The sequence below is a fragment of the Campylobacter sp. US50a genome, from assembly GCF_004379015.1.
Lineage (GTDB): Bacteria > Campylobacterota > Campylobacteria > Campylobacterales > Campylobacteraceae > Campylobacter_D > Campylobacter_D jejuni.
The window spans coordinates 23,534-50,142 of the sequence record NZ_RYYJ01000011.1; the positions used below are offsets into that span (position 1 = coordinate 23,534).

The 26,609-nt window shown below is 28.8% G+C and carries 28 protein-coding genes and 2 pseudogenes; 9 read left to right on the top strand and 21 right to left on the bottom strand.

All coding sequences use genetic code 11. The features are described 5' to 3' along the window. Position 1 precedes the first annotated feature (1 nt). A complete protein-coding gene (mobB, locus tag ELQ11_RS07755) occupies positions 2 to 493 on the bottom strand; it encodes a molybdopterin-guanine dinucleotide biosynthesis protein B (RefSeq protein ID WP_052950028.1) in 492 nt (163 codons plus the stop codon). A gap of 96 nt (positions 494 to 589) precedes the next feature. On the opposite strand from mobB, the gene ELQ11_RS07760 reads away from it, so the two are divergent. Beyond that, complete coding sequence (locus tag ELQ11_RS07760; RefSeq protein ID WP_002861482.1) at positions 590 to 1,075, top strand: hypothetical protein; 486 nt, start codon at positions 590 to 592, stop codon at positions 1,073 to 1,075. Here ELQ11_RS07760 and ELQ11_RS07765 read toward each other — a convergent pair. From ELQ11_RS07765 to gltX, 3 genes are read right to left on the bottom strand one after another with little or no spacing between them, the layout of a single operon-like run. Then, complete coding sequence (locus tag ELQ11_RS07765) at positions 972 to 2,597, bottom strand: lytic transglycosylase domain-containing protein (RefSeq protein WP_072223938.1); 1,626 nt, start codon at positions 2,595 to 2,597, stop codon at positions 972 to 974. The genes ELQ11_RS07760 and ELQ11_RS07765 overlap by 104 nt on opposite strands. Continuing rightward, positions 2,594 to 2,875: a YggT family protein gene (locus ELQ11_RS07770; protein ID WP_002852501.1), complete on the bottom strand. Its 282-nt coding sequence runs from the start codon at positions 2,873 to 2,875 to the stop codon at positions 2,594 to 2,596. The genes ELQ11_RS07765 and ELQ11_RS07770 overlap by 4 nt, the downstream gene beginning before the upstream one ends. Positions 2,876 to 2,877: 2 nt before the next feature. After that, positions 2,878 to 4,173 (bottom strand): glutamate--tRNA ligase, encoded by a 1,296-nt coding sequence (gene gltX, locus ELQ11_RS07775; protein WP_126222663.1) that lies wholly within the window; start codon positions 4,171 to 4,173, stop codon positions 2,878 to 2,880. Between the two features lie 85 nt (positions 4,174 to 4,258). Here gltX and ELQ11_RS07780 point away from each other — a divergent pair, with 85 nt between their 5' ends. Together ELQ11_RS07780 and ELQ11_RS07785 are read left to right on the top strand one after the other, a co-directional pair. After that, positions 4,259 to 5,383, top strand: a complete 1,125-nt coding sequence (locus tag ELQ11_RS07780; protein WP_070233334.1) for a metallophosphoesterase — start codon at positions 4,259 to 4,261, stop codon at positions 5,381 to 5,383. Then, positions 5,380 to 6,180, top strand: a complete 801-nt coding sequence (locus tag ELQ11_RS07785) for a phosphatidylserine decarboxylase (protein WP_134225232.1) — start codon at positions 5,380 to 5,382, stop codon at positions 6,178 to 6,180. The genes ELQ11_RS07780 and ELQ11_RS07785 overlap by 4 nt, the downstream gene beginning before the upstream one ends. Here ELQ11_RS07785 and ELQ11_RS07790 read toward each other — a convergent pair. From ELQ11_RS07790 to ELQ11_RS07820, 7 genes are read right to left on the bottom strand one after another with little or no spacing between them, the layout of a single operon-like run. Continuing rightward, on the bottom strand, positions 6,177 to 6,458 hold the full coding sequence (locus ELQ11_RS07790; protein WP_002852641.1) for a FlhB-like flagellar biosynthesis protein: 282 nt from the start codon (positions 6,456 to 6,458) through the stop codon (positions 6,177 to 6,179). The genes ELQ11_RS07785 and ELQ11_RS07790 overlap by 4 nt on opposite strands. Next, complete coding sequence (locus ELQ11_RS07795; protein ID WP_134225233.1) at positions 6,455 to 8,704, bottom strand: flagellar hook-length control protein FliK; 2,250 nt, start codon at positions 8,702 to 8,704, stop codon at positions 6,455 to 6,457. Before ELQ11_RS07795 ends, ELQ11_RS07790 begins: the two co-directional genes overlap by 4 nt. After that, complete coding sequence (locus ELQ11_RS07800; protein WP_070293592.1) at positions 8,697 to 9,884, bottom strand: MFS transporter; 1,188 nt, start codon at positions 9,882 to 9,884, stop codon at positions 8,697 to 8,699. The genes ELQ11_RS07795 and ELQ11_RS07800 overlap by 8 nt, the downstream gene beginning before the upstream one ends. Beyond that, positions 9,862 to 10,365, bottom strand: coding sequence for a hypothetical protein (locus tag ELQ11_RS07805; protein WP_070293593.1), 504 nt, complete (start codon positions 10,363 to 10,365; stop codon positions 9,862 to 9,864). Before ELQ11_RS07805 ends, ELQ11_RS07800 begins: the two co-directional genes overlap by 23 nt. Next, positions 10,365 to 10,694, bottom strand: coding sequence for an AtpZ/AtpI family protein (locus tag ELQ11_RS07810; protein WP_044780763.1), 330 nt, complete (start codon positions 10,692 to 10,694; stop codon positions 10,365 to 10,367). The genes ELQ11_RS07805 and ELQ11_RS07810 overlap by 1 nt, the downstream gene beginning before the upstream one ends. Next, on the bottom strand, positions 10,691 to 11,965 hold the full coding sequence (gene hemL, locus ELQ11_RS07815; protein ID WP_126234965.1) for a glutamate-1-semialdehyde 2,1-aminomutase: 1,275 nt from the start codon (positions 11,963 to 11,965) through the stop codon (positions 10,691 to 10,693). Before hemL ends, ELQ11_RS07810 begins: the two co-directional genes overlap by 4 nt. Beyond that, positions 11,962 to 12,309 (bottom strand): c-type cytochrome, encoded by a 348-nt coding sequence (locus ELQ11_RS07820; protein WP_002852485.1) that lies wholly within the window; start codon positions 12,307 to 12,309, stop codon positions 11,962 to 11,964. Before ELQ11_RS07820 ends, hemL begins: the two co-directional genes overlap by 4 nt. Positions 12,310 to 12,388: 79 nt before the next feature. Between ELQ11_RS07820 and folD the strand changes: the two genes are divergently transcribed. Together folD and lepB are read left to right on the top strand one after the other, a co-directional pair. Continuing rightward, positions 12,389 to 13,237 (top strand): bifunctional methylenetetrahydrofolate dehydrogenase/methenyltetrahydrofolate cyclohydrolase FolD, encoded by an 849-nt coding sequence (folD, locus tag ELQ11_RS07825; RefSeq protein ID WP_052858680.1) that lies wholly within the window; start codon positions 12,389 to 12,391, stop codon positions 13,235 to 13,237. Between the two features lie 9 nt (positions 13,238 to 13,246). Beyond that, positions 13,247 to 14,095, top strand: coding sequence for a signal peptidase I (lepB, locus tag ELQ11_RS07830; RefSeq protein ID WP_070242820.1), 849 nt, complete (start codon positions 13,247 to 13,249; stop codon positions 14,093 to 14,095). A 21-nt stretch (positions 14,096 to 14,116) separates the two neighbouring features. On the opposite strand, the gene ELQ11_RS07835 is transcribed toward lepB, so the two are convergent. From ELQ11_RS07835 to ELQ11_RS07860, 6 genes are all read right to left on the bottom strand, one after another. After that, positions 14,117 to 15,277 (bottom strand): molybdopterin molybdotransferase MoeA, encoded by a 1,161-nt coding sequence (locus ELQ11_RS07835; RefSeq protein ID WP_070252950.1) that lies wholly within the window; start codon positions 15,275 to 15,277, stop codon positions 14,117 to 14,119. Then, a complete protein-coding gene (gene murA / locus ELQ11_RS07840; RefSeq protein WP_052950050.1) occupies positions 15,274 to 16,530 on the bottom strand; it encodes a UDP-N-acetylglucosamine 1-carboxyvinyltransferase in 1,257 nt (418 codons plus the stop codon). The genes ELQ11_RS07835 and murA overlap by 4 nt, the downstream gene beginning before the upstream one ends. A gap of 65 nt (positions 16,531 to 16,595) precedes the next feature. Further along, positions 16,596 to 17,024, bottom strand: a complete 429-nt coding sequence (gene fspA2 / locus ELQ11_RS07845; RefSeq protein ID WP_044779250.1) for a flagellum-secreted nonflagellar protein FspA2 — start codon at positions 17,022 to 17,024, stop codon at positions 16,596 to 16,598. Between the two features lie 126 nt (positions 17,025 to 17,150). Continuing rightward, entirely contained in the window at positions 17,151 to 17,717 is a 567-nt protein-coding gene (locus tag ELQ11_RS07850) for an aminodeoxychorismate/anthranilate synthase component II (protein WP_044779249.1), read from the bottom strand. Next, positions 17,714 to 19,498: a bifunctional anthranilate synthase component I family protein/aminotransferase class IV gene (locus ELQ11_RS07855; RefSeq protein WP_070261307.1), complete on the bottom strand. Its 1,785-nt coding sequence runs from the start codon at positions 19,496 to 19,498 to the stop codon at positions 17,714 to 17,716. Before ELQ11_RS07855 ends, ELQ11_RS07850 begins: the two co-directional genes overlap by 4 nt. Next, complete coding sequence (locus tag ELQ11_RS07860; RefSeq protein WP_126229096.1) at positions 19,488 to 20,552, bottom strand: tyrosine-type recombinase/integrase; 1,065 nt, start codon at positions 20,550 to 20,552, stop codon at positions 19,488 to 19,490. Before ELQ11_RS07860 ends, ELQ11_RS07855 begins: the two co-directional genes overlap by 11 nt. Positions 20,553 to 21,112: 560 nt before the next feature. On the opposite strand from ELQ11_RS07860, the gene dsbI reads away from it, so the two are divergent. From dsbI to ELQ11_RS07875, 3 genes and pseudogenes are all read left to right on the top strand, one after another. Beyond that, entirely contained in the window at positions 21,113 to 21,904 is a 792-nt protein-coding gene (gene dsbI, locus ELQ11_RS07865) for a protein-disulfide oxidoreductase DsbI (protein WP_044779246.1), read from the top strand. A 184-nt stretch (positions 21,905 to 22,088) separates the two neighbouring features. Next, a pseudogene (locus ELQ11_RS07870) lies at positions 22,089 to 22,628 on the top strand (aryl-sulfate sulfotransferase); the annotation flags it as partial. Between the two features lie 87 nt (positions 22,629 to 22,715). Continuing rightward, positions 22,716 to 23,357: a thiol:disulfide interchange protein DsbA/DsbL gene (locus ELQ11_RS07875; RefSeq protein ID WP_044779244.1), complete on the top strand. Its 642-nt coding sequence runs from the start codon at positions 22,716 to 22,718 to the stop codon at positions 23,355 to 23,357. Between the two features lie 34 nt (positions 23,358 to 23,391). On the opposite strand, the gene ELQ11_RS07880 is transcribed toward ELQ11_RS07875, so the two are convergent. Further along, positions 23,392 to 24,378, bottom strand: a complete 987-nt coding sequence (locus ELQ11_RS07880) for a c-type cytochrome (protein ID WP_044779283.1) — start codon at positions 24,376 to 24,378, stop codon at positions 23,392 to 23,394. 201 nt (positions 24,379 to 24,579) lie between these two features. Here ELQ11_RS07880 and ELQ11_RS09920 point away from each other — a divergent pair. Next, a pseudogene (locus ELQ11_RS09920) lies at positions 24,580 to 24,730 on the top strand (hypothetical protein). Here ELQ11_RS09920 and ELQ11_RS07885 read toward each other — a convergent pair. The 3 genes from ELQ11_RS07885 to ELQ11_RS07895 are packed head-to-tail and all read right to left on the bottom strand — an operon-like array spanning position 24,708 to position 26,609. After that, complete coding sequence (locus tag ELQ11_RS07885; protein WP_002861507.1) at positions 24,708 to 25,340, bottom strand: hypothetical protein; 633 nt, start codon at positions 25,338 to 25,340, stop codon at positions 24,708 to 24,710. The pseudogene ELQ11_RS09920 and the gene ELQ11_RS07885 overlap by 23 nt on opposite strands. Next, the gene (locus ELQ11_RS07890; protein ID WP_070242824.1) at positions 25,337 to 25,579 is read right to left on the bottom strand and encodes a hypothetical protein; all 243 of its coding nucleotides are present in this window, start codon (positions 25,577 to 25,579) and stop codon (positions 25,337 to 25,339) included. Before ELQ11_RS07890 ends, ELQ11_RS07885 begins: the two co-directional genes overlap by 4 nt. Then, positions 25,563 to 26,609, bottom strand: coding sequence for a DHH family phosphoesterase (locus tag ELQ11_RS07895; protein ID WP_044779242.1), 1,047 nt, complete (start codon positions 26,607 to 26,609; stop codon positions 25,563 to 25,565). The genes ELQ11_RS07890 and ELQ11_RS07895 overlap by 17 nt, the downstream gene beginning before the upstream one ends.

Below are 26,609 nucleotides of genomic sequence, written 5' to 3' on the forward strand. Positions count from 1 at the left end.
TTTATAATTCTCCTTGTAAATTTTTAGCATTTTTAAGTATGTATCGACAAATAGCTTGTATATCGTTTAAATCAAGCCAAGTAAGATAAGGGTGAGAAATTTTTTCATAGCTTGCAATGGCGTTTGAAAAAGTAAAATAACTTTCATCAATTTCTTTGCAAAATACGCTAATGCGTGGTAAATCAAGAGTTTTCAATCCTTCAACCAAACAAATGTCAAAATCAGGGCTTAATTTTAAAGCTTTTAAAATATCTCTATTTTTATGAGAAAAAAAAGTTGTTCTTGTAGGGCTTAAAACCATGACTTCAGCTCCACTTTGAAAAAATTTAAAACTATCTTTACCGTTAAAATCAAATTGAGCTTTATCGGCAGGATCGTGTTTAATGATTAAAACTTTTAAATTTTGTTGTAAAAAACTATCAGCTATTTTGGTAATAAGTGTAGTTTTACCTGAATTTGAAGGCCCGCTAAAAGCTATGATAAGTTGTTTCATAAAATATACTCTTAATTTTTTTTGTAAAATTATATCTTTTTAAACCAAAAAATAGGGTTAAAAGGCTACAATAATACTAAAAAATATGGAAAAAGAATGAAAATTTATAGTGTAATTTTAGGTGCTTTTTTGCTTGGAGCTTGTTCTTTAAAAGATCAGGCGATTGTGGATACAAATTTAAAATCTCAAACTTTAATGTTTACTCAAAAATACAAAATCACACAAGATAAGATTAATGCCATTGTAACCATGTCTTATTTAAACCCAATTCTAGACAAGATAAGTAAAGATGATGTATTGGCCTTGTCTTTTACTCCAAATACATTAAAAATTCAAAATTTAGAAGTTTTTATCAATAATAAAAAAGCCAATATTGAAAAACTGGATGATGAATATTTAAAATATATAATACAAAATAACTATACTGATTATTTTAAAGTATCTCTTCCTAGTGTCAAGGAAGAGACTAGGCTTGTAGCTAAGATTTGTTTAGATCATTTGCCTTGTTTTGAATTAAATTTTCAAAAATATCCGAAATCTTTATACTATCGTTCAGAAGATGTCGATACACAATATAATTAGCTAGAACTTTTTTTCCGTAAATTCGGCTTTCTTGATAAGGAACTAGCTCCATAGACAAGAAAGGTTCAAATTTGCCCGTCTTAAACATATCATTTCTTGCAAGCATACGGTTAGTAAATCCTATACCACCATTATAAGCATAAGCGACAAAAAGTGGAGATTTTAAACGTGATTCAAGGTAATTTAGATGATAATTTCCAAAGTAATATGCTATTTCAGGTTTAAACATAAAATCTTGATCGAAATTTGGAATTTTTAATTCTTTTTCCCCTATGTGATTGGCTAAAAATGGCATAAATTGCATCATGCCTAAAGCATAAGAAACTGAAATAGCAGTTGGAATAAAACGACTTTCTTGTCTGGCAATAGCCAAAATTAAAGCTTGTCTTGTTTTATTATAGTCTTTTATATTGTCATAATAAGGCATTATAAAATAATGTTTTTTAAAATTATTTTTGCGTTCTAATATGTAAGCATAAATAGGCAAGGTTTCTTGTGTGTCAAATTCTTTTGCCAAGACATCTAGTTGACTTGCGTTAGCATCGCGAATTTGTTTGTTTATTTTTTGCCAAGCAAAAGGATCTTGCATATTAAAATTATTTTTTTTCTTGCTTGGATTGAGGCTTTCTATCTTTGGAAAAGGTGTGTTAGTAAGTTCTTTTGCGTAAAGACTATAAATATTTAAAGAAGAACTTTGCGATAAAGTTTTTAAATCTTCTTCATTGTTTTTAATCAACCACATCCAAAATATAGCATTGTCTTTGTTACTTTGCGATTTAAAACTTTGAGCCGCCTTTTTAAAAAAGTCATAAGCAAGTTCTGTTTTATCATAGGTTAAGGCATTGACTCCTAAATAGAAAGCAGAATCTTCACTTACATTTTCAGGATTTATTTCTAGCATAGAATGTCTAAATTTTGGATTTTCTTTTTTAATAATAATATTTTGTGCAAAATCTTTAAAACCAATGTGGTATGGTAGTTTATTGACTAAACTTGTATTTAAATCTAAGTCGTATTTTTTAGAATAATTATAAAGTTTAAAAAAGCCATTAATATCTTCTTTTTGTACCATATAGCTCATAGGATCAGAAGTATTAAAAGCTAGCAATAAATTTGTCAAATCAGGTCTTTGATTTTTAAAGGTTTGAGCTAAAGTAGTTCGGTCTTTGGAATTTAAACTCGCTATAAAAACTAATGAATTTAAGCGCACGCTTTGACAAGTTAAATTTGCATCTAAGATAGTATTTGCTGTATAGGTATAGCATTTAGCATATTTTGGGTTGATATAAGGCTTTAAAGGGATGATTTTTTCAAGTTCGGATTTAATTTTTCCTATATAGCGAAAAATATGAGAATTTAAATCCTGTGCATCTTTTTTACTGATTTTATTTTTTTCTAAAAGCCTATAAATATAATAATCCTTAGCAAGTGAATTTTCTTCTTTTTTGAGTTTTTCTATGCTATATTGTGTAGCATTTAAACTTGAAAAAATAAATAAAAAAACGAGTATTTTTTTTATCACAATATACTCCTTAAGATATTCCCAAGAAAAATGCCAAGAAACTGCAATGCTAAGACTATAATCAAAGGTGCAAGATCAATATTGCCAATGCGTGTTGGAATTTTTCTAACTAAGGCGTAAGCAGGATAGCTTAATTTATATAAAATTTGCACTATGGGATTATAAGGATCAGGGTTTACCCAGCTTAAAAGTGCTGTGATGATAATAATCCAAGTATAAATGTTAATGACAATTTGTAGTACTTGAAAAATAGAAATAATAAAAGAGTCTATAACCATAGTTAAATCCTTGCTAATTCGTGAATAAAATTTTTAATATAAGGATAAAGATCGCTAAGTTCAGGTCCGTGGATACTTCCTGTTAAAATTATTCTTAAAGGCATGAAAAATTTTTTACCTTTTAAGTTGCTTTTGCTTAAAAGTTCATTTTTAAAATCTTCATAATTTTCAAAAAGTTCAATATCTTTTAAGAGTTCTTTTAAAATTTTACATTCTGTTTCAAACTCGCCAAAGTCTTTTGTGCTAAAAATAGCCTGCATTTTTTCTTTAAGTTCTTTTATGGTGCTTGCTTCTTGAGTGTAAAATTTAGCAAGTTGTGCAAGATCTTTGTTTAAATCTAAAATTTTATTAAGCTCATCATCTTTTATCATTTTGATATGTTCGCGATTGATTTGCAAAAGTTTTTTAAGATCAAATCTTGCTGGAGCTTTTGAAACTTTAGAAATATCAAACCATTTTATAGCCTCTTCTAAGGTAAAAATTTCACAAGGAGTTTTATTGCCTAGCATGATCAGATAATTTGCGATTGCACTAGGTAAAATTCCACTTTCAAGTAGCCATTTTACAGAAGAATGTGCTTCTCTTTTGCTCATTTTAACACCTTCTTCGTTTAAAATGATAGGCAAGTGCGCATAAGTTATGGCTTTATTATAGTCTAAACTTGCGCGGATATGTTCTTGTTTTGGAGTGTTTGAAACATGATCTTCTCCGCGTACAATACAAGTAACATTTTCAAGCATATCATCAACCGCACAAGCAAAATTATAAGTTGGAGTTTTATCCGTTCTCATAATCACAAAAGAGTCTATGTTTTCAGGTTCAAAACTTAATTCACCTTTGATAAAATCTGTAAATTTCATAGTGTGAGTAGGTTTTTTAAGACGGATAACAAAGGGTTTTTCACATTCTAAAACATCGATATCGGCTAGTTTTTCACAAGTGCCATCGTAGCGATAAGCTTTACCTTGTTTTTTAGCCAGCTCTTTTTTTGCTTCAAGTTCTTCTTCAGTACAAAAACAAGCAAAAGCTTTTTTTTCACTTACAAGTTTTAAAGCCATTTGGCGATGGAATTTTAAATTTTCACTTTGTATATAGTAATGCTGCCATGAAATACCAAAAAGATTTAAAATTTCTTTGATTTCTTCTTCTTTTCCTGCTATATTTCTAGCCTTATCAGTATCTTCAATACGTAAGATAAAATCCATATTTTTTTGTCTTGCACAGATATAGTTAAAAATTGCTGCGCGTAAATTTCCTATGTGCATATCACCTGTGGGAGAAGGTGCAAAACGGTACATTTTATAGCCTTTAAAATTATTTAAAAGTTTATTATAACAGAAAAATTTATACGGATATTTAATTTTACTTGGTTATAATACTTTTATGATATTTTTAATTTTTTCTTTCATTGTATTATTGATTTTTGGCTTAGCAAATGTTTATATTTATAAAAGATTAATCAAGAAAATTACTCTTTTCAAGTATTTTTATAAAATTTTTGCCTTTATTTTTATTGTGCTTTTTTTAGCCCAAGCTGTGTTTTTAATATTTCGTAGAGATGAATATTTAAGTGATACTTGGTATGAAATTTTAGCCATGCTTTATGCGCCGACTTATTGTTTGTTTTTTATGACTTTAGCTTGGGATTTTATTAAATTGATTTTAGCTCTTATGGGTAAAAGAGATAAAAAATATAATCTTATTTTGCGTTTGATTTTTGAGCTTTCTCTTATAGTTTTAAGTGTGTTTTTAATTTATATAAGTATAAATAATGCTCTAAAAACACCTGAAGTAAAGAGTGTTGATGTTGAAATACCAAATCTTAAACAAGATTTAAAAATTGTCATGCTTACTGATATACATTTGGGTAAAAATTTGCATGAAAATTTTTTAGATAAGCTCATCACTAAAGTGAATTTGCAAAGTCCTGATATGGTTGTAATAGTAGGAGATCTGATTGATACTAATCCTAAAGATTTAAAAAATTACATCTCAAAACTTAATGATTTTAATTCCACTTATGGAACTTTTTATGCCTTGGGAAATCATGAGTATTATCATGGTATCAATAAAGTTTTGGATTTACTTAGAAAACATACTAATATGAAAATTTTAGTCAATCAAAATTTAGATTTAGGTTTTATAAATATTGCTGGACTTGGAGATTTAGCCGGACTTGATAAGGGTTTATATGCTCCTGATTTAGCAAGAATAAAAGTGGATTTAAATACAAGTAAAGCTAGTATTTTACTCACACATCAACCCAAAACAGCTTTGCTTTATGATTTAAGTGATTTTGACCTTGTTTTAAGTGGGCATACGCATGGAGGGCAAATTTTCCCTTTTATGTTTTTAGTTAAACTTCAGCAAGGTTTTGTTCATGGGCTTTATGATTTAGGAGAAAAAACTAAGCTTTATGTGAGTAGTGGAGCAGGATTTTGGGGGCCAAGTCTTAGAGTTTTTGCTCCAAGTGAAATAGTGATTTTAAATTTAAAAGGAAAAAAATGAGTTTTTCAAAAGAAAGTTCGAGGCTTTTTGGTTTTGTAGCGGGGATTAAATTTCCCAAAATGATACAAAAAGTTATTAATGAAAATTATGTTAAGTATTTTAATATCGATATGAGTGAATTTAAAGCTCCTTGTGAATACGAGAGTTTAAATGCTCTTTTTACAAGAACTTTTCACATTCCAAGGAAACTTGAAGAAGGTTTTATCAGTCCAAGTGATGGTAAAATTTTAGAGTGTGGAAGTACTTTTTTGGCAAATGAAGAACATTTTGCTTTTTCTATAAAAGGGCATACTTATAGCGTTGAGGAGCTTTTAAAAGATAGCTTTGAAAAAGATGAGCTTAAAAATGGGCTTGATTATGTCAATATCTATCTTTCTCCAAAAGATTATCATCGTTATCACAGCCCTTGTGATATGCAAATTTTGAGTGCAACTTACACAAGTGGCGCCCTTTATAGTGTAAATGAAAAGCATTTAGAACGCATTAGTAATTTGTATGTAAAAAATGAAAGAGTGAGTTTAAAATGTCAAAATGAAAAAGGTATTTTTTGGCTTGTTTTTGTAGGAGCGCAAAATGTAGGAAAAATGCGTTTTAATTTTGATATAAGCATACAAACCAATGCTAAAATTTCTCATAATTTTACTAGAAAATATGAAAATTTAAATTTCAAAAAAGGCGAAGAACTAGGAAATTTTGAACTGGGTTCTACTATAGTTTTAATCTCTCAAAAAGGACTTTTAAATTTTAATTTAAAGATAGGGCAGGGTATTAAATTTGGAGAAAAAATAGCGGATTAGTTTTTAGGAGTTTTATTTGCCATTTGATAGATAAAGGCAAAAACTTCAGCCACAGCTTTATACATATTAGGTGGAATTTCATCACCTAAGTCAAGCTTGCTTAAAATTTCTATTAAATCTTCATCTTCTTTAATGGGAACTCCGTGTTCCTTGGCTAAAGAAATAATTTTAGCAGCACTTTCACCTTTGCCACTTGCAAGCACTTTTGGGGCAGAGTTTTTTTCTTTTTGATAGCCTAGAGCTACAGCTTTTTTAATCGATCTTTTGATTTTGCTCATACTTTTTTATCCATACCCATTTCAAGATCTAAATTTTTCATATTTCTAGTATCAAATTTACTTCTTATGATATCACCTACAAAGAAATTTGCACTTAAAAGTCCTGCTTTATTGATATTTCTTTTAAGCTCATGGGCATTTTCATAGATGGTTTTTCTAAATTCAATATTTTCTGCCATAATATTAATATCTATATATTTTTCATTATTTAAAGAAATAAGAATTTCCAAATCCCCAAGTTTTGCAAATTCGAGTTTAATCTGAGCAAAAAATTTATCCTTTTTTCCGCGTCTAAACATAATTTTAGAATCATTTAAATCATCCCAAGAAAAAGGCAGATAAGTATTGATAGAATCATTAGCTAAAGACATAAGCTGATTGATTTCAATTTGCGCTAAAAGACGATTAGCTTGATTATATATAGCTTCATTGCCTTCATTTTTAGCTAAATTTGAAATTTGTAAAAGTGTTGATTTTACATCATGATGTAAAGATTCAGCTATATCTTGTTCTGTTTTTGGTTTAATTTGCGCTAGATCTTTGGTAGAAAGATTGAGTTTGTGTTCGAGATTTTTAAGTTCTGCTTGATTAAGTTTGGCATTTTGAGTATAAGGTTCAAGTTCTTTTAAACTTTCATTAAGTCTACGAGAAAGATTGCTTAAATTTTTACTTAAATCTTGCACTTGTTCTAGATCTAAATTTTCCACATTAAATGCTAAATTTTTTATAATATTTTGTTTTATAAATTCCTGATTTTTAAAAATATTTTGCATAGTTTGGTTATTGTTAGATTGAATATTTTGAGAATTATTTAAATTTTGCGTATTGTTTGTGTTAGGATTTGAAGTGTTGGTATTTGTATTGATTGAAGTTTTATTTTCTGTTTTTGTTTCATAAAATTTTGGATTTTCTTTGATATTTTCTTTTGATTTTTCTTGTTTTTCATCTTTGATTTTTTCTTGGTTTGGAGTAGAATTTTTTATATCATTATCTGGCTTATTTTCTGTTTCATTATTTTGAATATCATTTTTTGTATCTTGAGTATCTTCTTCGTGAGTTTTTATATCAGAATCTAAATTTTCATCTTCTTTTATATCAGTTTCTTTTACATGTGAATTTTCTTCGTTTTTTGAATCTTGTTTAATATCGGTTTTAGTATCATCTGTGAGAGTTTCTTCTTTTGATGCTTTTATATGTTTTTCTTCATCTTGGTTTTTTGTGTTATGATTAAGTTTTTCTTCTTTCATATTTTCTTTGTTACTTAAAAGATTTTCTAAAATATTTTCTTTATCTTGTATTTTAGAAGCTTGATTGCCTAGTATATTTTTTAAAGTATTTTCAAGTTTTTCAAAGGCGGTAGCAGTTTGCTTAAGGATGTTTGGATCTTTTATCATTAAATTTTCTGGCTTATTAAGAGCTTTGAAAAAATCATTTTTGATGGAATTTAATTCTTTTAAAATTTTATTAGCTATAGGGGTGATTTTTTCTTGAGCATGACTGGGATTTTTACTTATATAATTTTTAAAATTTTCCAATTTAGAACTTAAATTTAAAAGTGCTTTAAAAGAACTTTGATTTAAAATTTGCTTATTTTCATTTTTGTTAGAATTGATAATATTTTTTAATTCTTTTAGAGTGTCTTTTGGGCTTAAATTTGCATCTGCAAGTTGGGCTATCTGAATGCTTAGTTTTTCACTACTAAGACCTTTAATTGTACTTAAAAGAGAGTGAAAGCTTTTGGGTAGTAATTCTTCGTTTAGGGCATCTTTTAATTTAGCTTCTAAAAATACGCCCGAATTTTTAAACAAAGGAGCTAAGTTATTGTTTTTTATTTCACTGGCAGGTTTTAAAATTTGATTTAATCTGTCTAAAACTTGTGTAAAAGTATCGCTTTTTGCAAGTTCTGTGCTTAAAGTTTTTAATTCATTAGCAAAATTAGGAGCTAAATTTAAATTTTTTCCTTGTTTAAGTACAGGGGAATCGGGATTTTTTTGAGCATTGATTTGATCTAAAAGTTTATTAACAAGTTCTTTTAATTTGGCGCCTGTTTCATTTTGAACAAATTTTGCTAGTATTTCTTCACTACTAGCGTCCTTGCTTAAACCTAAGTTTTGCTTTAAAGCTTGTGCAAGTGCTTCTTTTGGATTGTCCTTTAAATTTGTTTTATCTTTTGAAGTAGAGTTATCTACTTTTAAATCATTTTTTTGCGTATTGGCAATTTGACTTGCTAGTTGAGTATTAATCATCAAATATCACCATATTTCCAGGCTTTTTCTTAAATTTTTTATTTAAAATATTTGGTTTATTGATAGCAAAAAGAATTAAAAATGCTAAAGAAACTATATAAAACCATATAAAACCTTTGATTTCAAAGTATTGCATTAAAAAACCTAAAATTAAAGGGCCAAACAAAGAGCCCAAAGAATAGCAAAAAAGAACACCACGACCTAACTCTACGCCTTTATTTTTGCTTACTAAAACATCATTTGCTCTAGCAAGTGCTAAAGCATATAAACAAAATATTCCTACACCAAGAGTAATTCCTAAAAAATATTGCATATACAAGTGAAGTTTAAAAAAGATAAATATAAGCATAGTGATAAATCCTATGCTTGCACAAGTGATAATGGCAAATTTGCGACCAAGTTTATCTGAAATAGTTCCTATGATGGTTTGTGCAATAAAACCACCTAAAACCCCACAAAATACAAAATAAGAAACCGCTTTTGCATCAAAACCTTGCAAAAGTATAAATAAAGATGCCATAGAAAAAAAGCCATTTATAAGCATTCCAGCTATAAAGCTTGTGACGATAGCCAAAGGGGCTATATCAAAAATTTTAGGTATAGAAATAGGACTTGGTGCGGGCAAAACAGGTTCTTTGATTTTAATCAAATTTAAAGGCAAAGATGAAAGTAAAATCAAAGTTGCACTGAGAATAAATACACTATGTTTGCTTAAATTTAACGCTATGATTAAAACTCCAATACCAAAGGCAAGATAAAAAACAATTTCATAAAAACCTAAAATTCTAGATCGAATGGCATTTTTGCTTTTTTCATTAAGCCATGATTCTATGACCATTAAAAGACCATAGTAGCAAATCCCTATGAAAAATCTTAAAACAGCCCAAAAAATAAGATTTTCGCTTACTGTATGAAGCATAGCTGAAATTCCAAAAATAGCCCCAAATAGCCCAAAAGAGCGTATATGACCTATACGAGAAATAATTTTATGAGCACTGATGGTTCCAACAAGAGCGCCTATAAAAAAACAAGAACTTACCACTCCAACAGCTAAAGAACTTTCTCCGTTTTCTTTTAATATAACACCTATAGAGCTTACTATCAAGGCATTACCTGCAAATAAAAATGCCATACCAGCAAAAAGTGCTGTCATTGATTTAATAATTTTTTTTGGACTCATACTTTTTTATATATAAAATAAAAATAAACACACAAACTAGCAAGGATGAAATTCCACAAATATAAGCAAAGATATCTAATTTATCTTGGCGATGTAAAAATAAAAATCCAGCAACCAATATTACATAAGCCATCAATTTAAAGAGAGTAAAAAACATAGCAAAAAAATGGATTTTCTCTTTAACATTTGGCTTTAAATCGTCTTTTAGAACTTTAAAATGAATAATTTTTGATAAATTTTGTTTTTTTTTGATAAAAAGCGATGAAATGAAATTAAAATCTTTTTCATAATTTTTTGATTTTTTTATAATGACTTTTTTATAATTTAAATAAGAAGCAAAAATAATCAATAAAACACTAAAAAAAGCTATTTCATAGCTTAAAAATGTATCTAATTTAAAATAATTTAACGATGAAAATATGATCCAAAAAAATAAATGAATAATGGCAAAAATATAAAATAGAGCTTTTTTATGTTCCATTATTTGTTCTTTTCTTTTTGAATTTTTTCTTTGATCAACTCATCTCTTTCTTTAAATTCTTCATAGCTTTTTACTTGAACTTTATAAGCTTTATAAACATTAAGTATAGCAGCACTGATCCCCCAAAAAACTCCAAGCCAAAAAAGCCAAGGATAAGGAGTAAATTTTTTAAGCAAATATCCTATTCCCACACCTATAAATACAGCAATAACCATAGAGATACCAAGACTTAAACCATCCGCAGCTTCAAGAGTTTTGCGAATGATTTTTTGTCTTTTGCTGTTGGAATTTTCTAAGTGATTTTTTTCTTCTTTTAAAATATTGCTCATATTCTTTTAAAGCTTTCCCTAACAGCCTCTAATGTTGTATCTATAATTTTATCATCCATTTTTGAACATATAAAGCCTGTTTCAAATTGAGAAGGCGCTAAATAAACTCCATTTTCAAGCATATTTTTGTGAAATTTTGAAAATAATGCTAGATCAGATTTTAATGCATCTTGGTAGTTTGATACAGGATTTTTGGTGAAAAAGTATCCAAACATAGAACCTACATGACAAACTTGTAGCGGAAGTCCTTTTTCATCTGCTAATTTTTTCATTCCTTGGGTAAGTTTTTTTGCTAATTTTCCAAGCTTGTCATAAAGCTTGGTTTTCTTTTTGGCTTTTGTAAGACTTGCTATACCTGCAGCCATTGCCAAAGGATTTCCACTTAAAGTTCCTGCTTGATAGACTCCACCCAAAGGACTTAAAATATCCATAATTTCAGCTCTAGAAGCAAATGCTGCTGCAGGTAGACCGCCTCCTATTACTTTGCCAAAAGTAATTATATCTGCTTGGATATGATTGATTCCATAGGAACCAAGGTAAGATGCTCTATATCCACTCATTACTTCATCAAAAATCAGCAGAGTTTGATTGTTTTTACAGATCTTAGCAAGTTCTTCTAAAAAATCTTGTTTAGCTGGAACTAACCCCATATTTCCAGCAATAGGCTCAATGATAACACATGCAATATCTTTATTTTTTTCAAAAAGCTCTTTAACGCTATTTATATCATTATATTTTGCTACTAAAGTGTGTTTAGCTACATCTTCTAAAACACCCAAGGAGCTAGGAGAGTTAAAAGTAGCAGCACCACTTCCTGCACTCACCAATAATGAATCAGAATGCCCGTGATAACATCCTTCAAATTTTAAAATTTTATCTTTTTTAGTAAAGCCACGGGCAAGACGAATAGCACTCATGGTTGCTTCTGTTCCACTACTTACAAAGCGGATTTTTTCTAAATGAGGAAAATCAGATAAAACAAGTTTGGCAAGTTCAGTTTCTAATAAAGTCGGAGCTCCAAAACTTGAACCTTTATGAAGTGCTTTTTGACAAGCTTTTTGTATATCTTTATCGCAATGTCCAAAAAGTAAAGGCCCCCAGCTTTGAACATAGTCTATATAAGAATTTCCATCTATATCGAAAATATAAGCACCTTTTCCATGGGAAATAAATTTTGGCTCACTTTGAACATTTGCAAAAGCACGAACTGGAGAATTTACACCACCTGCGATGAATTTACACGCTTCTTTAAAAGCTTTTTTGTTTGTCATTTTTCTTCCTTGCTAAATTGCTTGATGTAATTATATAAAGTTACAATTTCATCATTTGTTAAAGAGTAATTTGGCATGATTGATTTTGCGTCTTTACTCTGATTAAGAGAATTTTTAAAATTCTCAAAACTAAGATTTTGTATACTTGGAACTTTATAAGCTGTTTTAATACCATTTTTCATATAATATCCTAAAATTTGTTCGCTTCCATCTGCTCCATGACATTCTTTACAACTAATACCCCTTGGATTTTCATAAAGCATTTTAGAGTATTCTTTAAGAGTGATAAAATCAGCACCAAAAAGACTAATACTAAATAAAAAAAACATTAAAACAATTTTCAAAGTTTCACCTTGTTAATGAAGTTTTAATATGATACAATTTTTACTTTAAAAAAGTGATTAAATTTATAGAAGGAAAATAATGACTTTGCTTGATGGTAAAGCTTTGAGCGCAAAAATTAAAGAAGAATTAAAAGAAAAAAATCAATTTTTGAAAAGCAAAGGGATTGAAAGCTGTTTAGCTGTTATCTTGGTTGGAGATAATCCTGCAAGTCAAACTTATGTAAAATCTAAGGCTAAAGCCTGCGAAGAATGTGGAATTAAATCTTTAGTTTATCATCTTAATGAAAATACTACGCAAAATGAACTTTTGGCATTGATTAATACCTTAAATCACGATGATAGTGTTCATGGAATTTTGGTTCAGCTTCCTTTGCCTGATCATATTTGTAAAGATTTAATACTTGAAAGCATTATAAGCAGTAAAGATGTTGATGGTTTTCATCCTATTAATGTAGGATATTTAAATTTAGGCTTAGAAACTGGGTTTTTGCCTTGTACTCCACTTGGAGTTATGAAGCTTTTACGGGCTTATGAAATTGATTTAGAAGGAAAAGACGCTGTTATTATAGGTGCTTCAAATATAGTAGGTCGTCCTATGGCTACTATGCTTTTAAATGCTGGAGCTACAGTAAGCGTTTGTCATATCAAAACCAAAGATTTGAGCTTTTATACTAGACAGGCTGATTTGATTATAGTAGCAGCAGGTTGTGTGAATTTACTTCGATCGGATATGGTAAAAGAAGGAGTGATTGTTATTGATGTTGGAATCAATCGTCTTGAAAGTGGAAAGATAGCAGGAGATGTAGATTTTGAAGAAGTATCTAAAAAATCTAGTTATATAACTCCTGTTCCAGGTGGAGTAGGTCCTATGACTATAGCCATGCTTTTAGAAAACACAGTTAAATCTGCTAAAAATAGACTTAATTAGGGAAAATCTATGGAAATTTTAAAGAGATTATATAAATTTTCGCAGTCTTGGACTGGAACTGTAGTTATTGTTCTTTTGGTGATTTTTTTCTTTATACAAGCTTTTGTTATTCCTTCTGGTTCTATGAAAAACACCTTATTGGTAGGGGATTTTTTATTTGTTAAAAAATTTAGCTATGGTATCCCAACTCCTCATATTCCTTGGTTGGAAATTCCTGTTTTGCCAGATTTTAATAAAAATGGACATTTGATAAAAGCACAAGGGCCACAAAGAGGAGATATAGTTGTTTTTAGAAATCCTAGAAATGAAAAAGAACACTTTGTAAAGCGTTGTGTAGGTACAGGAGGAGATAGGATAGTTTATGCAAATAAAACACTTTATGTAAGAATGCATGAAGGTGATGATTTTATGAAAGAACATTATCCAAATGATCTTGTTACTCTTGGAGGGCAAATTTATGTAAAAGAACCTTATAAACAAAAAGGCATTCATTATGATCCAAAAAAAGATATAGAAAGTGATATTTTACGCTTTCTTAGCATAGGTGATTTTGCCATGTCTCCAACTTATATTAAAGAACTTGGAAATCATATAGGTTTTAGTGGCGGAAATGCTTATGTTTTTGATGTACCTGAAAATGAGTATTTCATGATGGGTGATAATCGTGACTATTCTTATGATAGTCGTTTTTGGGGTTCTGTTCCTTATAGGTTGATAGTAGGTAAACCTTGGTTTGTATATTTCTCTTGGGATAAAGATAAAAATGTTCGCTGGGAAAGGATAGGGCGTTTTGTTGACACCTTGGAAAATGATGAACAATATATCCATGATCATGATGATGAGGATAAATTAAGCTAATGTTTGTGAAAAACACAAACATTATATTTTTAAAAGCGTGATTTCATCACCTTTTTTTAATTCACTTGTATTTTCTTCGCTTATAAGTAAAAACTCACTTTTAATAAGTGGAAGTATCATACCAGATCCAAATTTATTTTCATTAAATGGTGTAAAAATATCTTTTTCTAAATTTCCTAAGATGAGATTATTTCTTCCACTTTTAAGCTTTAAATCCATACCCATTTTGGCGTAAAATGTTAAAGGATTATCTAGGTTTCCACTTAATAAATCAATGATTTTTTTAGCAAAAATAAAACAAGAAAGATAAGCTGCCATAGGATTTCCTGGTAAAATCAATACGAAATTTTTACCCTTTTGATAAAGCTTAGTAGGCCTTGCAGGGCGTGCTTTTAGTCCTTTAAAAAGCGGAGTAAAGCCTAATTCATCTAAAGCTTTTTCCATAAAATCAGCCTCGCCAACGCTTGCACCTCCTGAAGTGATTAAAAGATCAAAATTTGTATTTTCTAAAGCCTCTTTAGTGCTTTTAAAATTATCTTTGATAATACCTAAATAAGAAGCATTTTGAAGCATGGTTAGTAAAGGCAAAGCATTGGCATTATAAATACTTTCTTCATCGCATTCTTGCCAAGGTTCTTTAAGTTCATTTCCACTTGAAAAAATACCTATGCGAATTTTTCTTATGACTTCTATTTTATAAAGCCCTTGAGAAGCAAGCAGGGCGATATGTTTATCATTAAGTTTGGTGCCTTTTTGAAGTAAAATTTCACCTTTTTTTAATTCTTCGCCTTTATAGCGATAGGCATTGTATTGTTTAGGGGCTTTTTTAATGATGAGTTTATTTTCTTCTATATACTCATCTTCTAACATTAAGATAGTATCAGCATTTTTGGGCATTTTAGCCCCTGTCATGATTTTATAGCATTCATTTTTAGCAACTGTATAAAAATTTTTATCTCCTGCAAAAATAGTCCCTTTAATCTCCAAAGCCTCATTGATATCAGCATAATTAAAAGCATAGCCATCAAGAGCAGCATTGTCAAAACTGGGTAGATTTTTTCTAGCGTATAAATCTTTAGCTAAAATTCTATCTTTTGCTTTTTCAAGGCTAATAAGCTCACTTTCATCTAAGCATGAAATTTGATCTTCTAAGTCTTTTAAGGTTTCAAAGATATTTTTCATTCTTCAAGCCTTGTGATTTTTACACCTAAACCTTTAAATTTTTCTTCTAAATTTTCATAACCCCTATCAAGATGATAAATTCTATGGACTTTGCTTGTGCCTTTGGCTGCAAGAGCTGCTAGGATAAGGGCTGAAGAAGCACGCAAATCTGTAGCCATGACATCAGCAGCGTTAAGTTCTTTTCCACCTACTATAGTAGCAATATGACCATTGAGTTTAATATCCGCACCCATTCTTAAAAGTTCACTTACATGCATGAAACGATTTTCAAATAGTCTTTCATCGATAATACTAGTTCCATTAGCTTTTAAGGCTAATGCCATAAACTGCGCTTGCATATCGGTTGGAAAGCCTGGATATTCACTTGTCATGATTTCTACAGGTTTAATTTCTTTAGCAGGAAGTAGGGTGATACTATCTTCTGCAATCAAAGTTTCAAAACCCATTTGATGAAGTTTTGCTAAAACTGCACTAAGATGAGTGGCGTTAACTTTATCTAAAGTAATTTTAGAATTTGTAATAGCCCCTGCACAAAGATAAGTTCCTGCTTCAATTCTATCAGGTATAACGCTAAATTCTTTAAATTCTAAAAGTTCCCCATCGCTACCATAAATTTCAAGCTCATCTGTACCTATGCCTTTGATTTCAAGTCCTGCGTCTTTTAAAACTTCGCAAAGTTGAACTACTTCGGGTTCTTTTGCAACATTTAAGAGCTTGGTTTTACCTTTAGCTAAAGCTGCTGCCATGATGATGTTTTCACTACCTGTAACCGTGATTTTATCAAAAAGAATTTCATTGCCTTTTAAATTTCCACTAGCTACGACATAGCCTTGTTTAATTTGTATATTTGCACCCATTTTTTCCAAGGCTAAAAGATGTAAATCAATAGGTCTTTGTCCTATAGCGCATCCTCCAGGTAAAGATACTTCACAATGTCCAAAACGAGCAAGTAAAGGCCCTAGAGTAAGTATGGAAGCACGCATTTTACGCACAATGTCATATTTGGCTATGGTTTGATTAAGAGTGTTTGTGTTTAAAAAAGCACTATTGTTTTGAAAATTAACCTTAGCTCCTAAATTTTCTAGCAAAGATATAAGAGTTTTTATATCAGCAACATTAGGAACATTGTTGATTTTTACTTCATTTTTAGCAAGTATACTTGAAACGATCAAGGGTAGGGCAGCATTTTTTGCTCCGCTTATTGTAACATTTCCGCTTAGATGATTTGTGCCTTCGATTTCTAGATAAGTCATATTTTTCCTTGAAAAAGTTTAAAAATGCATCATTATAGCATTCTTAAACTTTTGAAAAAATATAATCAAGCTTGTTGACTTTGGAGTTCTTGAATTTGAGCTTGAATTACATCTGCTTGAGATTTTAGCACATCAATTTGTTTTTGAAATGTCGTTTTCATTTGTTCGTTAGCGTTTGTCATTTTTTGAGTAAGTTCTGCAATTTTAGCTAAAATTTCAGCTAATTTTGCTATTAAAGCCTCTAATGCGGGATTTACGCCACCTTTGCTACTTTGGATGGAATTTTGGTCTTTGTGGTTTTCTATTTTTTCTTGACTTGCTTTGATTTCATATTCTTTTTCATTTTTTGAATTTGTTTGACTTAAACTTCTTGCTTCATCTGAAATTTGAATTTTAACCACATTGTCACTATGAACATTACTTACCAAATTATTGTTTTTGTTTGTTTGTGTTTGATAATTACTAAAATTTTTTGTCAAAGTATCTATTTTCATCTTAAATCTTTTTAAATTAATTTATATTGTTATCGGTTTTTTTATTTATAAATTTATATTAATGATAATTATTTTAAGGATATTTTATTTTAGATTTTCATATTTATATTTTAAATGCAAAAAAGTTTAAAGTTTCATAAAATTTTTAAGTATTTTTTTGCCTTTTTGCGTTAAAACTGCTTCAGGGTGAAATTGCAATCCATAAATAGGATATTTTTTATGTTTAATTGCCATAATGATATTTTCTGAATTATGAGCTAAAATTTTGCATTTTTTAGGCATAGAACTGATATACAAAGAATGATATAAGCAAATTTCAATTTCTTTTTTAATACCCTTAAAAATAGGATCTTTTTTAAAATAAAGTTTAGAAATTTTACCATGCGTAGGATTTTGCATTTTAGAAACACTACCGCCAAAAATTTCAGCTATACACTGATGTCCTAAACATATACCTAAAATTTTTTTATTTTTTTTAAAATATTTGATTACTTTTAGGCTTAATTTAGATTCCTTAGGAGAATGAGGGCCAGGAGAGATAATAAGATGAGTGAAATCAAATTTTTCTAATTCTTTAGCTTTTTTAAAGGCGTCATTTTTTATCACTTTACATTCAAAACCAAGTTCTTTAAGATAATAGATGATGGTGTAACTAAAAGAATCATAATTATCTATAAATAAAATTTTCTTCATTGTAATTTTACCTTTTTTAAACCACGCACGGAATTAATACAATAAATATTTTCTGCTTCAAATAAATCTTGCTTAAATAATGTTTTTTCTTTTATCAAACCAAGATTGATTAAGAAATTTCTATATACTCCATTTAACATACCGCTTTGAATTTGTGGAGTATAAAACTGAGCGTTTTTTTCTAAGATGAGATTGGTTCTTGAGCCTTCACAAAGTTCATCTTTTTCGTTAAAAAAAGCTATGTCGTAACACAAGTTTTGATGCCATTTGTATGAGTGTTGATTATAAAAAGTACGTAAAGAGCTTTTGTGATAGAGATTGTCACTTTTTGAGTTGATTTTATCATCACTTAAAAGCAAAATATCGTTTGAATTTTGTTTTAAGGCGCTTTGTTGGAATTCGTATCTTCCGTCTTTATATAAAATCAGTTTTAAAATTCCTTCTTTATGTGGATTTTTAAAGGGTAGGGGAAAATGATAAAATAAAGAGTGTTTTTTGTGAAAAATTTTTTCATCGAGTTTAAAAAGTGTAAAATTTTGATATTCTTTATAAGAACTTTTTTGATTTAAAATATTATAAAAATCTTTAAAGAGCTTGTGAGTATTAAAATTAAATTTAAGAGCTGAATTTATAAGCCTTAATAAATGCTCTTTTAAAAATAAAATTTGAGAATTTTTAAAATACATGGTTTCAAAAAGATGAAAATCACAAGGATTTAAGATCGCGCTTTTAAGTTTTAATTCTTCAAATTCATCTTTGAAATTTGAGTCCCAAACCAAGCCACTACCCGTGCTATAAGTATAAATTTCATCTTGTTTTTCTAAGGTGCGTATGGCTACGCTAAATTTATTTTTATTTTTGTGTATTAAACCTATGGTTCCGCAGTAAATACCACGCTCTCTTTGTTCTAATTCTTTAATAAATTTAATACTTTCAAGCTTTGGAGCACCTGTAATAGAACCGCAAGGAAAGAGAGCTTTAAAAATTTGATATAAAGAAATATTTTTTTTAAGTTTTCCTTGTACGCTTGAAGTCATTTGATGTAAAGTAGGGTGGCTTTGAATTTCAAAAAGTTTGGTTTTTAAGCTTTTTTTTGTGATGATTTTTGAAAGATCATTACGCAAAAGATCACAAATCATAACATTTTCACTTAGATTTTTTGTATCATTTTGCAAGAAAATTTTATTTTCTTCATCTTTTATAGGATCTTTATCACGCTTAATTGTGCCTTTCATAGGTTTTGTAAATATTTTTCTTTTTTTGGTTTTGAAGAAAAGTTCAGGAGAGAAGGACAAAATTTCTCTTGCTCCATCTTTTATAAAAGTTTTAAATTCGGTATCTTGTCTAGAAAGCAAAAGTTTAAAAAGTTCGAAAGAATCCATTTTGCTATGAAATTTAAAATTTTGAGTGAGGTTGATTTGATAAACTCTTCCTTTGGAGATTGCCTCTTTAACCTTGATGAAATTTTCTTTGTAATTATCTTGATCTAAAAAATTTATAAATTCAGGAATAAATTTTTCTTCATCAATATATTCTTTTTGAAATTTTTTTCTTTTTTTAAAAGCAAATACCGACAAATAAGCTTTTTTGCTTGTGAAATTTTTATCTTGAAAATATCTATATAGCTCATAATCAGCAAGCATTAAAATATAAAAATCATTTTTATATTTTTCTATAAATTTAAAGCATTTTTTACTTTCTTTGTGGTTAAAGGCTTTTAAAGTGTGTTTTAAATCATGGTAAAAATATTTACCAAAAACAGCGTAGTCTTCAAGAGTCACTTAATTCCTTTGCAACCTGTGCGGCAAGTTTTAATTTATCATTATCAAAATGAGTATAAATTCTTGAGGTATTTAAACTCGCATGTCCTAAAGCTTCTTGGACTAAAACTAAATCTTTTTGCTTTTTATAAAGCAGGGTGGCAAAAGTATGACGCAACATATGAGCACCATTTTTTTGCTTGCGAATTCCTGCACGAAATAAAAGCTGTTCTACTATGCGACTGACATAAGATTGAGTCAGTGGAGTGCCTTTTTTATTGACAAAAAGTAGGGCGTCTTTACTCATATAATTAATACTTACATTTTTAAGCAAATCGTAAATAAGTTCTTTTTTTATCATTACAACGCGATATTTATTGCCTTTAGCTCTTATTCTTATGATATAAAGATCGTTTTCTTCACTAATATCACCCATTTTGATATTGATAGCTTCGCTTACCCGTATGCCTGTAAAAATGATGATTTTAATAATAAGTTTATTGCGTATGGTATTGTTTTTAAAATCTGCATTTTCAATAGCATCAAGAAATTTTTTAAGCTCCTCTTCGCTCATAAATTCGGGTAATTTTACCCCTTTAGAACCTGCTATACCTGCCCAATTTTTAAGATTGATATCGAAAATATGTGCTTTTTCATCTTCTTCGTTTTGCTTGCCTAAAAAATCAAAAAAATTAATCACAGCAATACGGTAATTTTTTTTACTTGCATCTGATAAAGCACCTGTTATACTTGCTAAAACTTCTACAATGAGTTCTTCATCAATCTGTTTTAAAGAGTAAAGCTTGTAAAAATTTAAATATTCAAATACTTTTTTTAAAGGATTAAAATAAGTATTAACTCCACTTAAACCAGCATTTCTTGCTTTTTTTGCTAGAGCGTCAAGTTCTTCAATGTTTTTTACACCTTTTGTAAGAGCAAAATTAACTTCTGCTAAAGCTTGTGGATTTTTTAATTCTTTATTGGATAGTGAGTTGAGTTTAAATTTTACATATTTTGCTAGCCAAAATAAGAATGATTTTTCAAAATTTTCTTCACAATCTAAAGGGTATTTCATAAAAACTTTTCCTAAATCTAAAATTTTAGCTTTTTAACTATAAAAGGTATTTTAGTATTAACTTAGTAAAAAAAAGCTTTTTTAGGAAAAAGTTTGTTTTTATATACAAGGCAAAAAGATTGAAATATTTTTATTAAATAAATCTTATATCAATCATAAAAAGATATGATAAAAGGTAAAAATATGTAAAATTTATAATTTTGTATTGAAAACTATAATTTTCAAACTTTTTTATATATACCTAGATTATTCTACTTTGATATAGATTAAGCTACTATTTTTACATACTTTTATGATTTTACCTTTTGAGTGAAATAAATTTATCCACAAAATATAATGTAAAAAATTGATAATTTTATTTTGTAAATTAAAATTATATTTTACTTTTATTGAAAACTATAAAGAATATTTAAAAATTAAATTATTTTATATTATTATCAAAATATATATAAAAATGATAACTTGTGCATTCAATTTTTTAATCCCCTATTCTTGATTAATATTTTTTTGGTTAAAATTTGCTTTAGAAATTTAATACTAATGAAATAGGCAAAAGACTAATGAGAAATAATTTTGTAATTAATATTTCCAAATGGCAAGATACACGTAAACCTTGGTTGATTTTGATCATAGTTACTATAGGACTTACCTGTATAGCACATTTTTTATTTCAAGAATATCTTTTTATGGAACCTTGCGAACAATGTGTGTATATAAGATTCGATATGCTTGTTATGGCTATAGGTGGTATGGTTGCACTAATCAATCCTACAAATAATATTATAAAAATTTTTTCTTATAGCTTAGCTTTTTATGGAATTTGGCTTGGCTTGGAGCATTGTCTAACTTTAAATCATATCCATGAAGTGGTTCATTCTGAAAATCCTTTTGCAGGTGTAGATGGATGTCGTGAAATTCCTATTTATCCATTTAATTTACCTTTACATGAATGGGCTCCTAGTTGGTTTTTGCCAGCAGGAGAATGTGGGATGGATACCCCCGTAGTTCCAGAGAATGCTTATAATCATCTTAATACTTTTCAAAAATTTTTTATAGGAACTCCACCTGATTTTGAAAATGGGCTTTATAGTAATGGTTGGTATTTGATACCTAGTTTAAAGTTTATGAATATGGCAATTTCCTGTCTTATAGCATTTTTATGTTGCTTTATTGTGCTTTTTACAATGTTTATAGCCTATGTTTTAGATAAAAATAAACCTAATGCTAAAATTTTTGCATTGGCGATTGTTATTTTGGTTTTGGTACTTAAATTTATAGGCGAACCAAAAAATTCAAATCAAAATATAGCTAGTTTAAATCATTTAAATCAAGTCGTTTTAAGATGCTCTTAAAATACGCAACAAATTATTTTTGTTGCGTATTATTAAAAATTTTATTAAGCTATTTTAGGATGGCTTAAATAATTTTAAAGGATTTATCATGAGACTTAGCAAAACTCTTTGCATGGCACTTTTAATGGATTGCTCCTTTGACTGTTATTATCATGGATAATGGTTATTTGTAGCCTGTAGATAAAAAAATGGCAAAAAAATTGTTTGCGATGATGATTATAGCAAATGCCCAGGTTATGAAAATGAAAATGGTGGATTTGATTTCACTTGGACACAGTATACAGGCTGGAGAATTGATAGTAAATCAAACAAGCGTTATATCTATATAAGTGTTTTTGATAATGGTGATGCAAGAGGAGCTGAACAACCTGCATTTGCAAGTCAAAAATATTCTCGTGCTGTAATTTATAAAATCGATCAGCAAAATAAAACCGTGGAACAAATTTGGGAATATGGTAAAAATCGTGGAAATGAATGGTTTTCTCCTGTAACTTCTTTAACTCAATATGAACCAGATAAAGATTCTATTATGGTTTATAGCGCAACAGCTGGAATGGCTTTTGATCTTAGCAAAGGTGTAAGTCTTGGGGAACCAAAACCTGAAATTGATGAATTTAACTGGGGCGCTAAGGAACCTTCGGTTCAAATTCAATTTAGCGGTTCAGGCACGGGTTATCAAGCAATGCCTTTTAGTGTTGATCAAGCATTCAATCCTAAAAAATAAAACAATAAGCCCAAAAATAAATTTGGGCTTATTTATTTTTTTTAAATAAAATTATCTTTGAAAATTTTATTTAATCAAGGATATAGTATGCGTAATTTTTTTTGCAAATTTGTTTTAGCGCTTGTATTTTGCTCAAGTTTTGCGTTAGCAAATAATAGTTTTATTACTCTTAATCCAAATTTACCCAACTCCGAAAATAGTGTAATAGAAGCATTTTCTTATAAATGTATACATTGTTATAATCATCATAAATTTGGAACCCTTGAAAAACTAAGAGAAGCTTTTCCAAATTTACATTTTAAACTCTATCCTGTAAGTTTAATGAATGGAGATTTTTCCAAAGAAATGAATGATCTTTTTGCCTTTGCTCAATACAAAGATGAGCAAAATGGTAAAGACGCGAGTTATTCTGATAGTTTATCTCATAAACTTGCTGATGTTTATTTTGTTTCTTATTTTTTAAACAAGCAAAGAAATTTTTCGAATTTAGATGAATTTTACGACATAGGTTTAAAGGCTATGAATGTAAATAAAAATGAAGTATTAAATTTTTTAAATACCCCAAAAGCTAAAGAAATTTTAAGCGAGTTTCAAAGAGCTAATGATATAGCTAAAACCTATGGCACCCCTGCTTTTGTTGTTAATGGAAAATATCAAATTAACCCAAGTGCAATCAATTCGATGCAAGATTTAGAAGATCTAGTTAAAAAATTAAGCAATATGAAATAATAAATTTTTTAAGGCAATAAAAATTGCCTTAAAATTATTTTTTGATCATATTTGTATAAGGTCCATAGCGATGTTGGGTTGTAGAAAAGCTATCATCATAAGGTCCTACATCCATATCTAAAGGCTTAACCTTTCTATCTGGAAAGTCTTTATCTCTATTTGCTTTAATAGGACGAGCTTGTGAATTCATGTAAGCTGCTACATCATAAGCATCTTCAAGACTTAAGTCAGGCGCACCTTGAGGCATATTTTCTTTAATATAAGAAGCAGCTTTGATAAGACGATACATTCCAGCTCCTGTATTATAGCTATCATTGCCCCAAAGTGGTGGATAAAGATAATACGCGCCTGCACTATCCTCATTTTTAAGCCCTAATCCATTTTCTTGATGACAAACGGCACATTTATCCATATAAATTGCTTTACCTTTTTTAGGATCAGCTGCTCTCGAGATGAAATCTATCTTCTTAAGCCCCTGCCCTTCTATCTTAGCTCCTACTGGAACTCCTTGAGATAACCATTGCATATAAGTTAGCATGGCTTTCATTTCAGGCGCATCACTAGGCATTCTTTTGCCATTCATAGAGCGTTCAAAACAGCCATTGATCCTATCTGCTAAGGTAATTACTTTATCTCCTCTGGCATTATATTGTGGAAATCTTGCCCAAATTCCTACAAAACCTGATTGATTTTGTACACTTCCACCATTAGCATGGCAACTTGAACAGGAAAGATTATTTCCCGCAAATCTTTTTTTAGGATCTTTGGCCTGTGGACCTACATATTTGCTTGTTTCATTAAGAATTTTATTTCCCAAAATAACCATTTTGCTATATTCTGAATTTTTTGGCATTTTAGTTTCATCTATGGTACCATCTTCATTTAAAGCCTTAGGTAAATTCCATTTGGCAGTAGGTAGATCAATACCTGTTGCACTCTTAGTTTTTTCCAAATTTGGATCTAAGGCTAAAGCACAACTTCCACATAACAACAAAGTTAAAACTATAGAAAATTTATTCATCATTTTTCCTCCTTAAATTTGTCTAATTCGAATTCAGTATATAACTTTGCTTCAAAAAAGTCAATAAAAGTTAATAATATTTCAATAAAAAACTTCAAATTCTTAAAACAATATTTATTTGCCTTATAATTAAAACTTTAAAATAAAAATAAAGTTTTTTTGATAAAATTGAAGTTTGCAATATTTTTAGAGGTTGGTTTAATGAAAAATTTAAGCATTCAAGAAAAAAAAGACTTAGATAACTGCGTTTTTCAAAATCTTGGAAGGCAAGATACTTTTACTTTAAGTGCGATTTTTAAAAATTTTTATTTAAAAATTAAAGCATTTGTTTATTCTAAATAATACCACTTAAAATCTTTTTTTGTGTAAGAAAGATCTTTAAAAGAAGGCGATTGGATAAATAGTTTGCACTCTTTATCCAAATTTTCTATTCCGTATATTTTCATAGCCATTCTTGAGTCATGTCTTGTAAGTTCTATTCCAACGCAAGCTTGATTGTTGATTTTATAAAGCAAAGTACCACCATCTTTTTCATCTATATTTAAAACATCCAAATTCTTATCTTTACTCATATCTTTTACGTCTTTACTAAAAGAATATCGGAGTTTATAATATATCATAATATCTTGCATGGTATTTTTCAAATTTTGTAAATTTTCATTAATCAAGTATCCATTATTTTTATAAAGTTTTAAAAAATCTTCATTAAGAAATTTTTGAAAACTTTTATCTTTAGATAATTTTTGACAAGAGTTATAGCTATTTAAAATTCTAACTTGACCAGCTTCTATTAAAAGCTCAAGGCAATCTTTATTTTCTTGTGAAAATTGTACTAATTTAACTTCTTGAATCTTAAAATCTTTGTTCGGTTTTTTTTCATAAGCAAAATCATTTAATTTTTCGTAAATATTAGCAAAACTTAAAGAATATAAACTAAAAAAAAATAAAATACACTTTTTCATTGAAAAAAATCTTTGTATTTATTTTTTAGAAATTCCACGACTTCTAAAATTTCATCAACCCCTTCTTTGTTCGAATTTTCGAGCACATTATCTATATTATCGATATAAGCTTCTATTGCATTTTCTAATTTTTCTCTTTTAACTCCAGCGTATAAAAGCATAGCTTCTAAAACTATGTTAAGTTCATATTGTAAATCTTCTAGTTCATTTTTTAAGGTTTTATTATTGTTTTGATTCATTGTTTTCCTTTTTAAGTTCTTTGCTTTTAATTAAATCAATAATTTGAGCCTTAATATGATTATAATTTGCTCCATCTTTAAATGTCGCAAAAAGTCCACCACTAGCATTTTTATGTCCACCACCACCTACTAAATTTTTAGCCATTAAACTTACATCTATTTTTCCATTTGCACGAAAACTTAAGGTTTTTCTAGAACTAACATCAATAAAAAAGTCATAATCAGGATTTTTTACTAAAAAATCATTTCCAATAACAGAAGTATTGCCTATATTTGAAGTTAAGATGCCTTTATGGCCTTCATATTCTATACTGAAATTTTCTTTTAGCTCACTTAGTTTTTCAACTACAAAATAAGAAATTAAATTAGAAAGAGTATCATCATTTTTTCTGGCAAAATAATCCTTTTTTATAAAATGAGTAGCATTATCGAGTAAAATATTCGCATTTTCTTTTCCTATAAATTTCCAAGCCTTATCAAGCAAGAAAAACATATAATCAATTTGCGATTCTTTAAACATCACGCGATTTATTTCTTTTGCATTGGCAATCAAGCCTAAAAAAACCTTTCCAAGTTCAAAATTTTCATCCTCGCTTAGCCAAATATCAACAGCATTAACTACATCAACAAATTTTGAAAGTTTTAAAACTGGGGTGCAGATTTTAGAGAAAAAATCATAAACGATTTTAGTTGCACATCTTTTAGAATCAAGTAAATACCAAGAATATTTTTGAGCACATTCTTCGCCACTCTGATGATGATCAAGAAGAAAAATTTTAATATTTTTCTCTTTACAAATTTTATCAAATTCTTCGCATTGATTTAAATTTAAATTTAAATCTGTTATTAGAATAATAGCTTTTCCGAAATTTTCATCTTTTTCTATATCGCCTATAATAGAGTTAAAATTTTCATTAATTTCTTTACCATAATTAGAATTATAAAATTTCACATTTTTAAAATAAAAATTTACTACAAATTGACAAGCATAACCATCAAGATCTGTGTGTGAAAGATGATAAATTTTCAT

Coding starts and splice junctions, on each gene's coding strand:
- ELQ11_RS07800 (WP_070293592.1), bottom strand. CDS start 9,884: ATGAGTCCAAAAAAAATTATTAAATCAATGACAGCACTTTTTGCTGGT.
- dsbI (WP_044779246.1), top strand. CDS start 21,113: ATGAGAAATAATTTTGTAATTAATATTTCCAAATGGCAAGATACACGT.
- ELQ11_RS07795 (WP_134225233.1), bottom strand. CDS start 8,704: ATGATTAATACTCAACTAGCAAGTCAAATTGCCAATACGCAAAAAAAT.
- ELQ11_RS07850 (WP_044779249.1), bottom strand. CDS start 17,717: ATGAAGAAAATTTTATTTATAGATAATTATGATTCTTTTAGTTACACC.
- murA (WP_052950050.1), bottom strand. CDS start 16,530: ATGACTTATCTAGAAATCGAAGGCACAAATCATCTAAGCGGAAATGTT.
- gltX (WP_126222663.1), bottom strand. CDS start 4,173: ATGTACCGTTTTGCACCTTCTCCCACAGGTGATATGCACATAGGAAAT.
- ELQ11_RS07895 (WP_044779242.1), bottom strand. CDS start 26,609: ATGAAAATTTATCATCTTTCACACACAGATCTTGATGGTTATGCTTGT.
- ELQ11_RS07885 (WP_002861507.1), bottom strand. CDS start 25,340: ATGAAAAAGTGTATTTTATTTTTTTTTAGTTTATATTCTTTAAGTTTT.
- folD (WP_052858680.1), top strand. CDS start 12,389: ATGACTTTGCTTGATGGTAAAGCTTTGAGCGCAAAAATTAAAGAAGAA.
- fspA2 (WP_044779250.1), bottom strand. CDS start 17,024: ATGAAAATAGATACTTTGACAAAAAATTTTAGTAATTATCAAACACAA.
- ELQ11_RS07860 (WP_126229096.1), bottom strand. CDS start 20,552: ATGAAATACCCTTTAGATTGTGAAGAAAATTTTGAAAAATCATTCTTA.
- hemL (WP_126234965.1), bottom strand. CDS start 11,965: ATGACAAACAAAAAAGCTTTTAAAGAAGCGTGTAAATTCATCGCAGGT.
- ELQ11_RS07805 (WP_070293593.1), bottom strand. CDS start 10,365: ATGGAACATAAAAAAGCTCTATTTTATATTTTTGCCATTATTCATTTA.
- lepB (WP_070242820.1), top strand. CDS start 13,247: ATGGAAATTTTAAAGAGATTATATAAATTTTCGCAGTCTTGGACTGGA.
- ELQ11_RS07890 (WP_070242824.1), bottom strand. CDS start 25,579: ATGAATCAAAACAATAATAAAACCTTAAAAAATGAACTAGAAGATTTA.
- ELQ11_RS07770 (WP_002852501.1), bottom strand. CDS start 2,875: ATGGTTATAGACTCTTTTATTATTTCTATTTTTCAAGTACTACAAATT.
- ELQ11_RS07875 (WP_044779244.1), top strand. CDS start 22,716: ATGCGTAATTTTTTTTGCAAATTTGTTTTAGCGCTTGTATTTTGCTCA.
- mobB (WP_052950028.1), bottom strand. CDS start 493: ATGAAACAACTTATCATAGCTTTTAGCGGGCCTTCAAATTCAGGTAAA.
- ELQ11_RS07810 (WP_044780763.1), bottom strand. CDS start 10,694: ATGAGCAATATTTTAAAAGAAGAAAAAAATCACTTAGAAAATTCCAAC.
- ELQ11_RS07780 (WP_070233334.1), top strand. CDS start 4,259: ATGATATTTTTAATTTTTTCTTTCATTGTATTATTGATTTTTGGCTTA.
- ELQ11_RS07880 (WP_044779283.1), bottom strand. CDS start 24,378: ATGAATAAATTTTCTATAGTTTTAACTTTGTTGTTATGTGGAAGTTGT.
- ELQ11_RS07760 (WP_002861482.1), top strand. CDS start 590: ATGAAAATTTATAGTGTAATTTTAGGTGCTTTTTTGCTTGGAGCTTGT.
- ELQ11_RS07785 (WP_134225232.1), top strand. CDS start 5,380: ATGAGTTTTTCAAAAGAAAGTTCGAGGCTTTTTGGTTTTGTAGCGGGG.
- ELQ11_RS07790 (WP_002852641.1), bottom strand. CDS start 6,458: ATGAGCAAAATCAAAAGATCGATTAAAAAAGCTGTAGCTCTAGGCTAT.
- ELQ11_RS07835 (WP_070252950.1), bottom strand. CDS start 15,277: ATGAAAAATATCTTTGAAACCTTAAAAGACTTAGAAGATCAAATTTCA.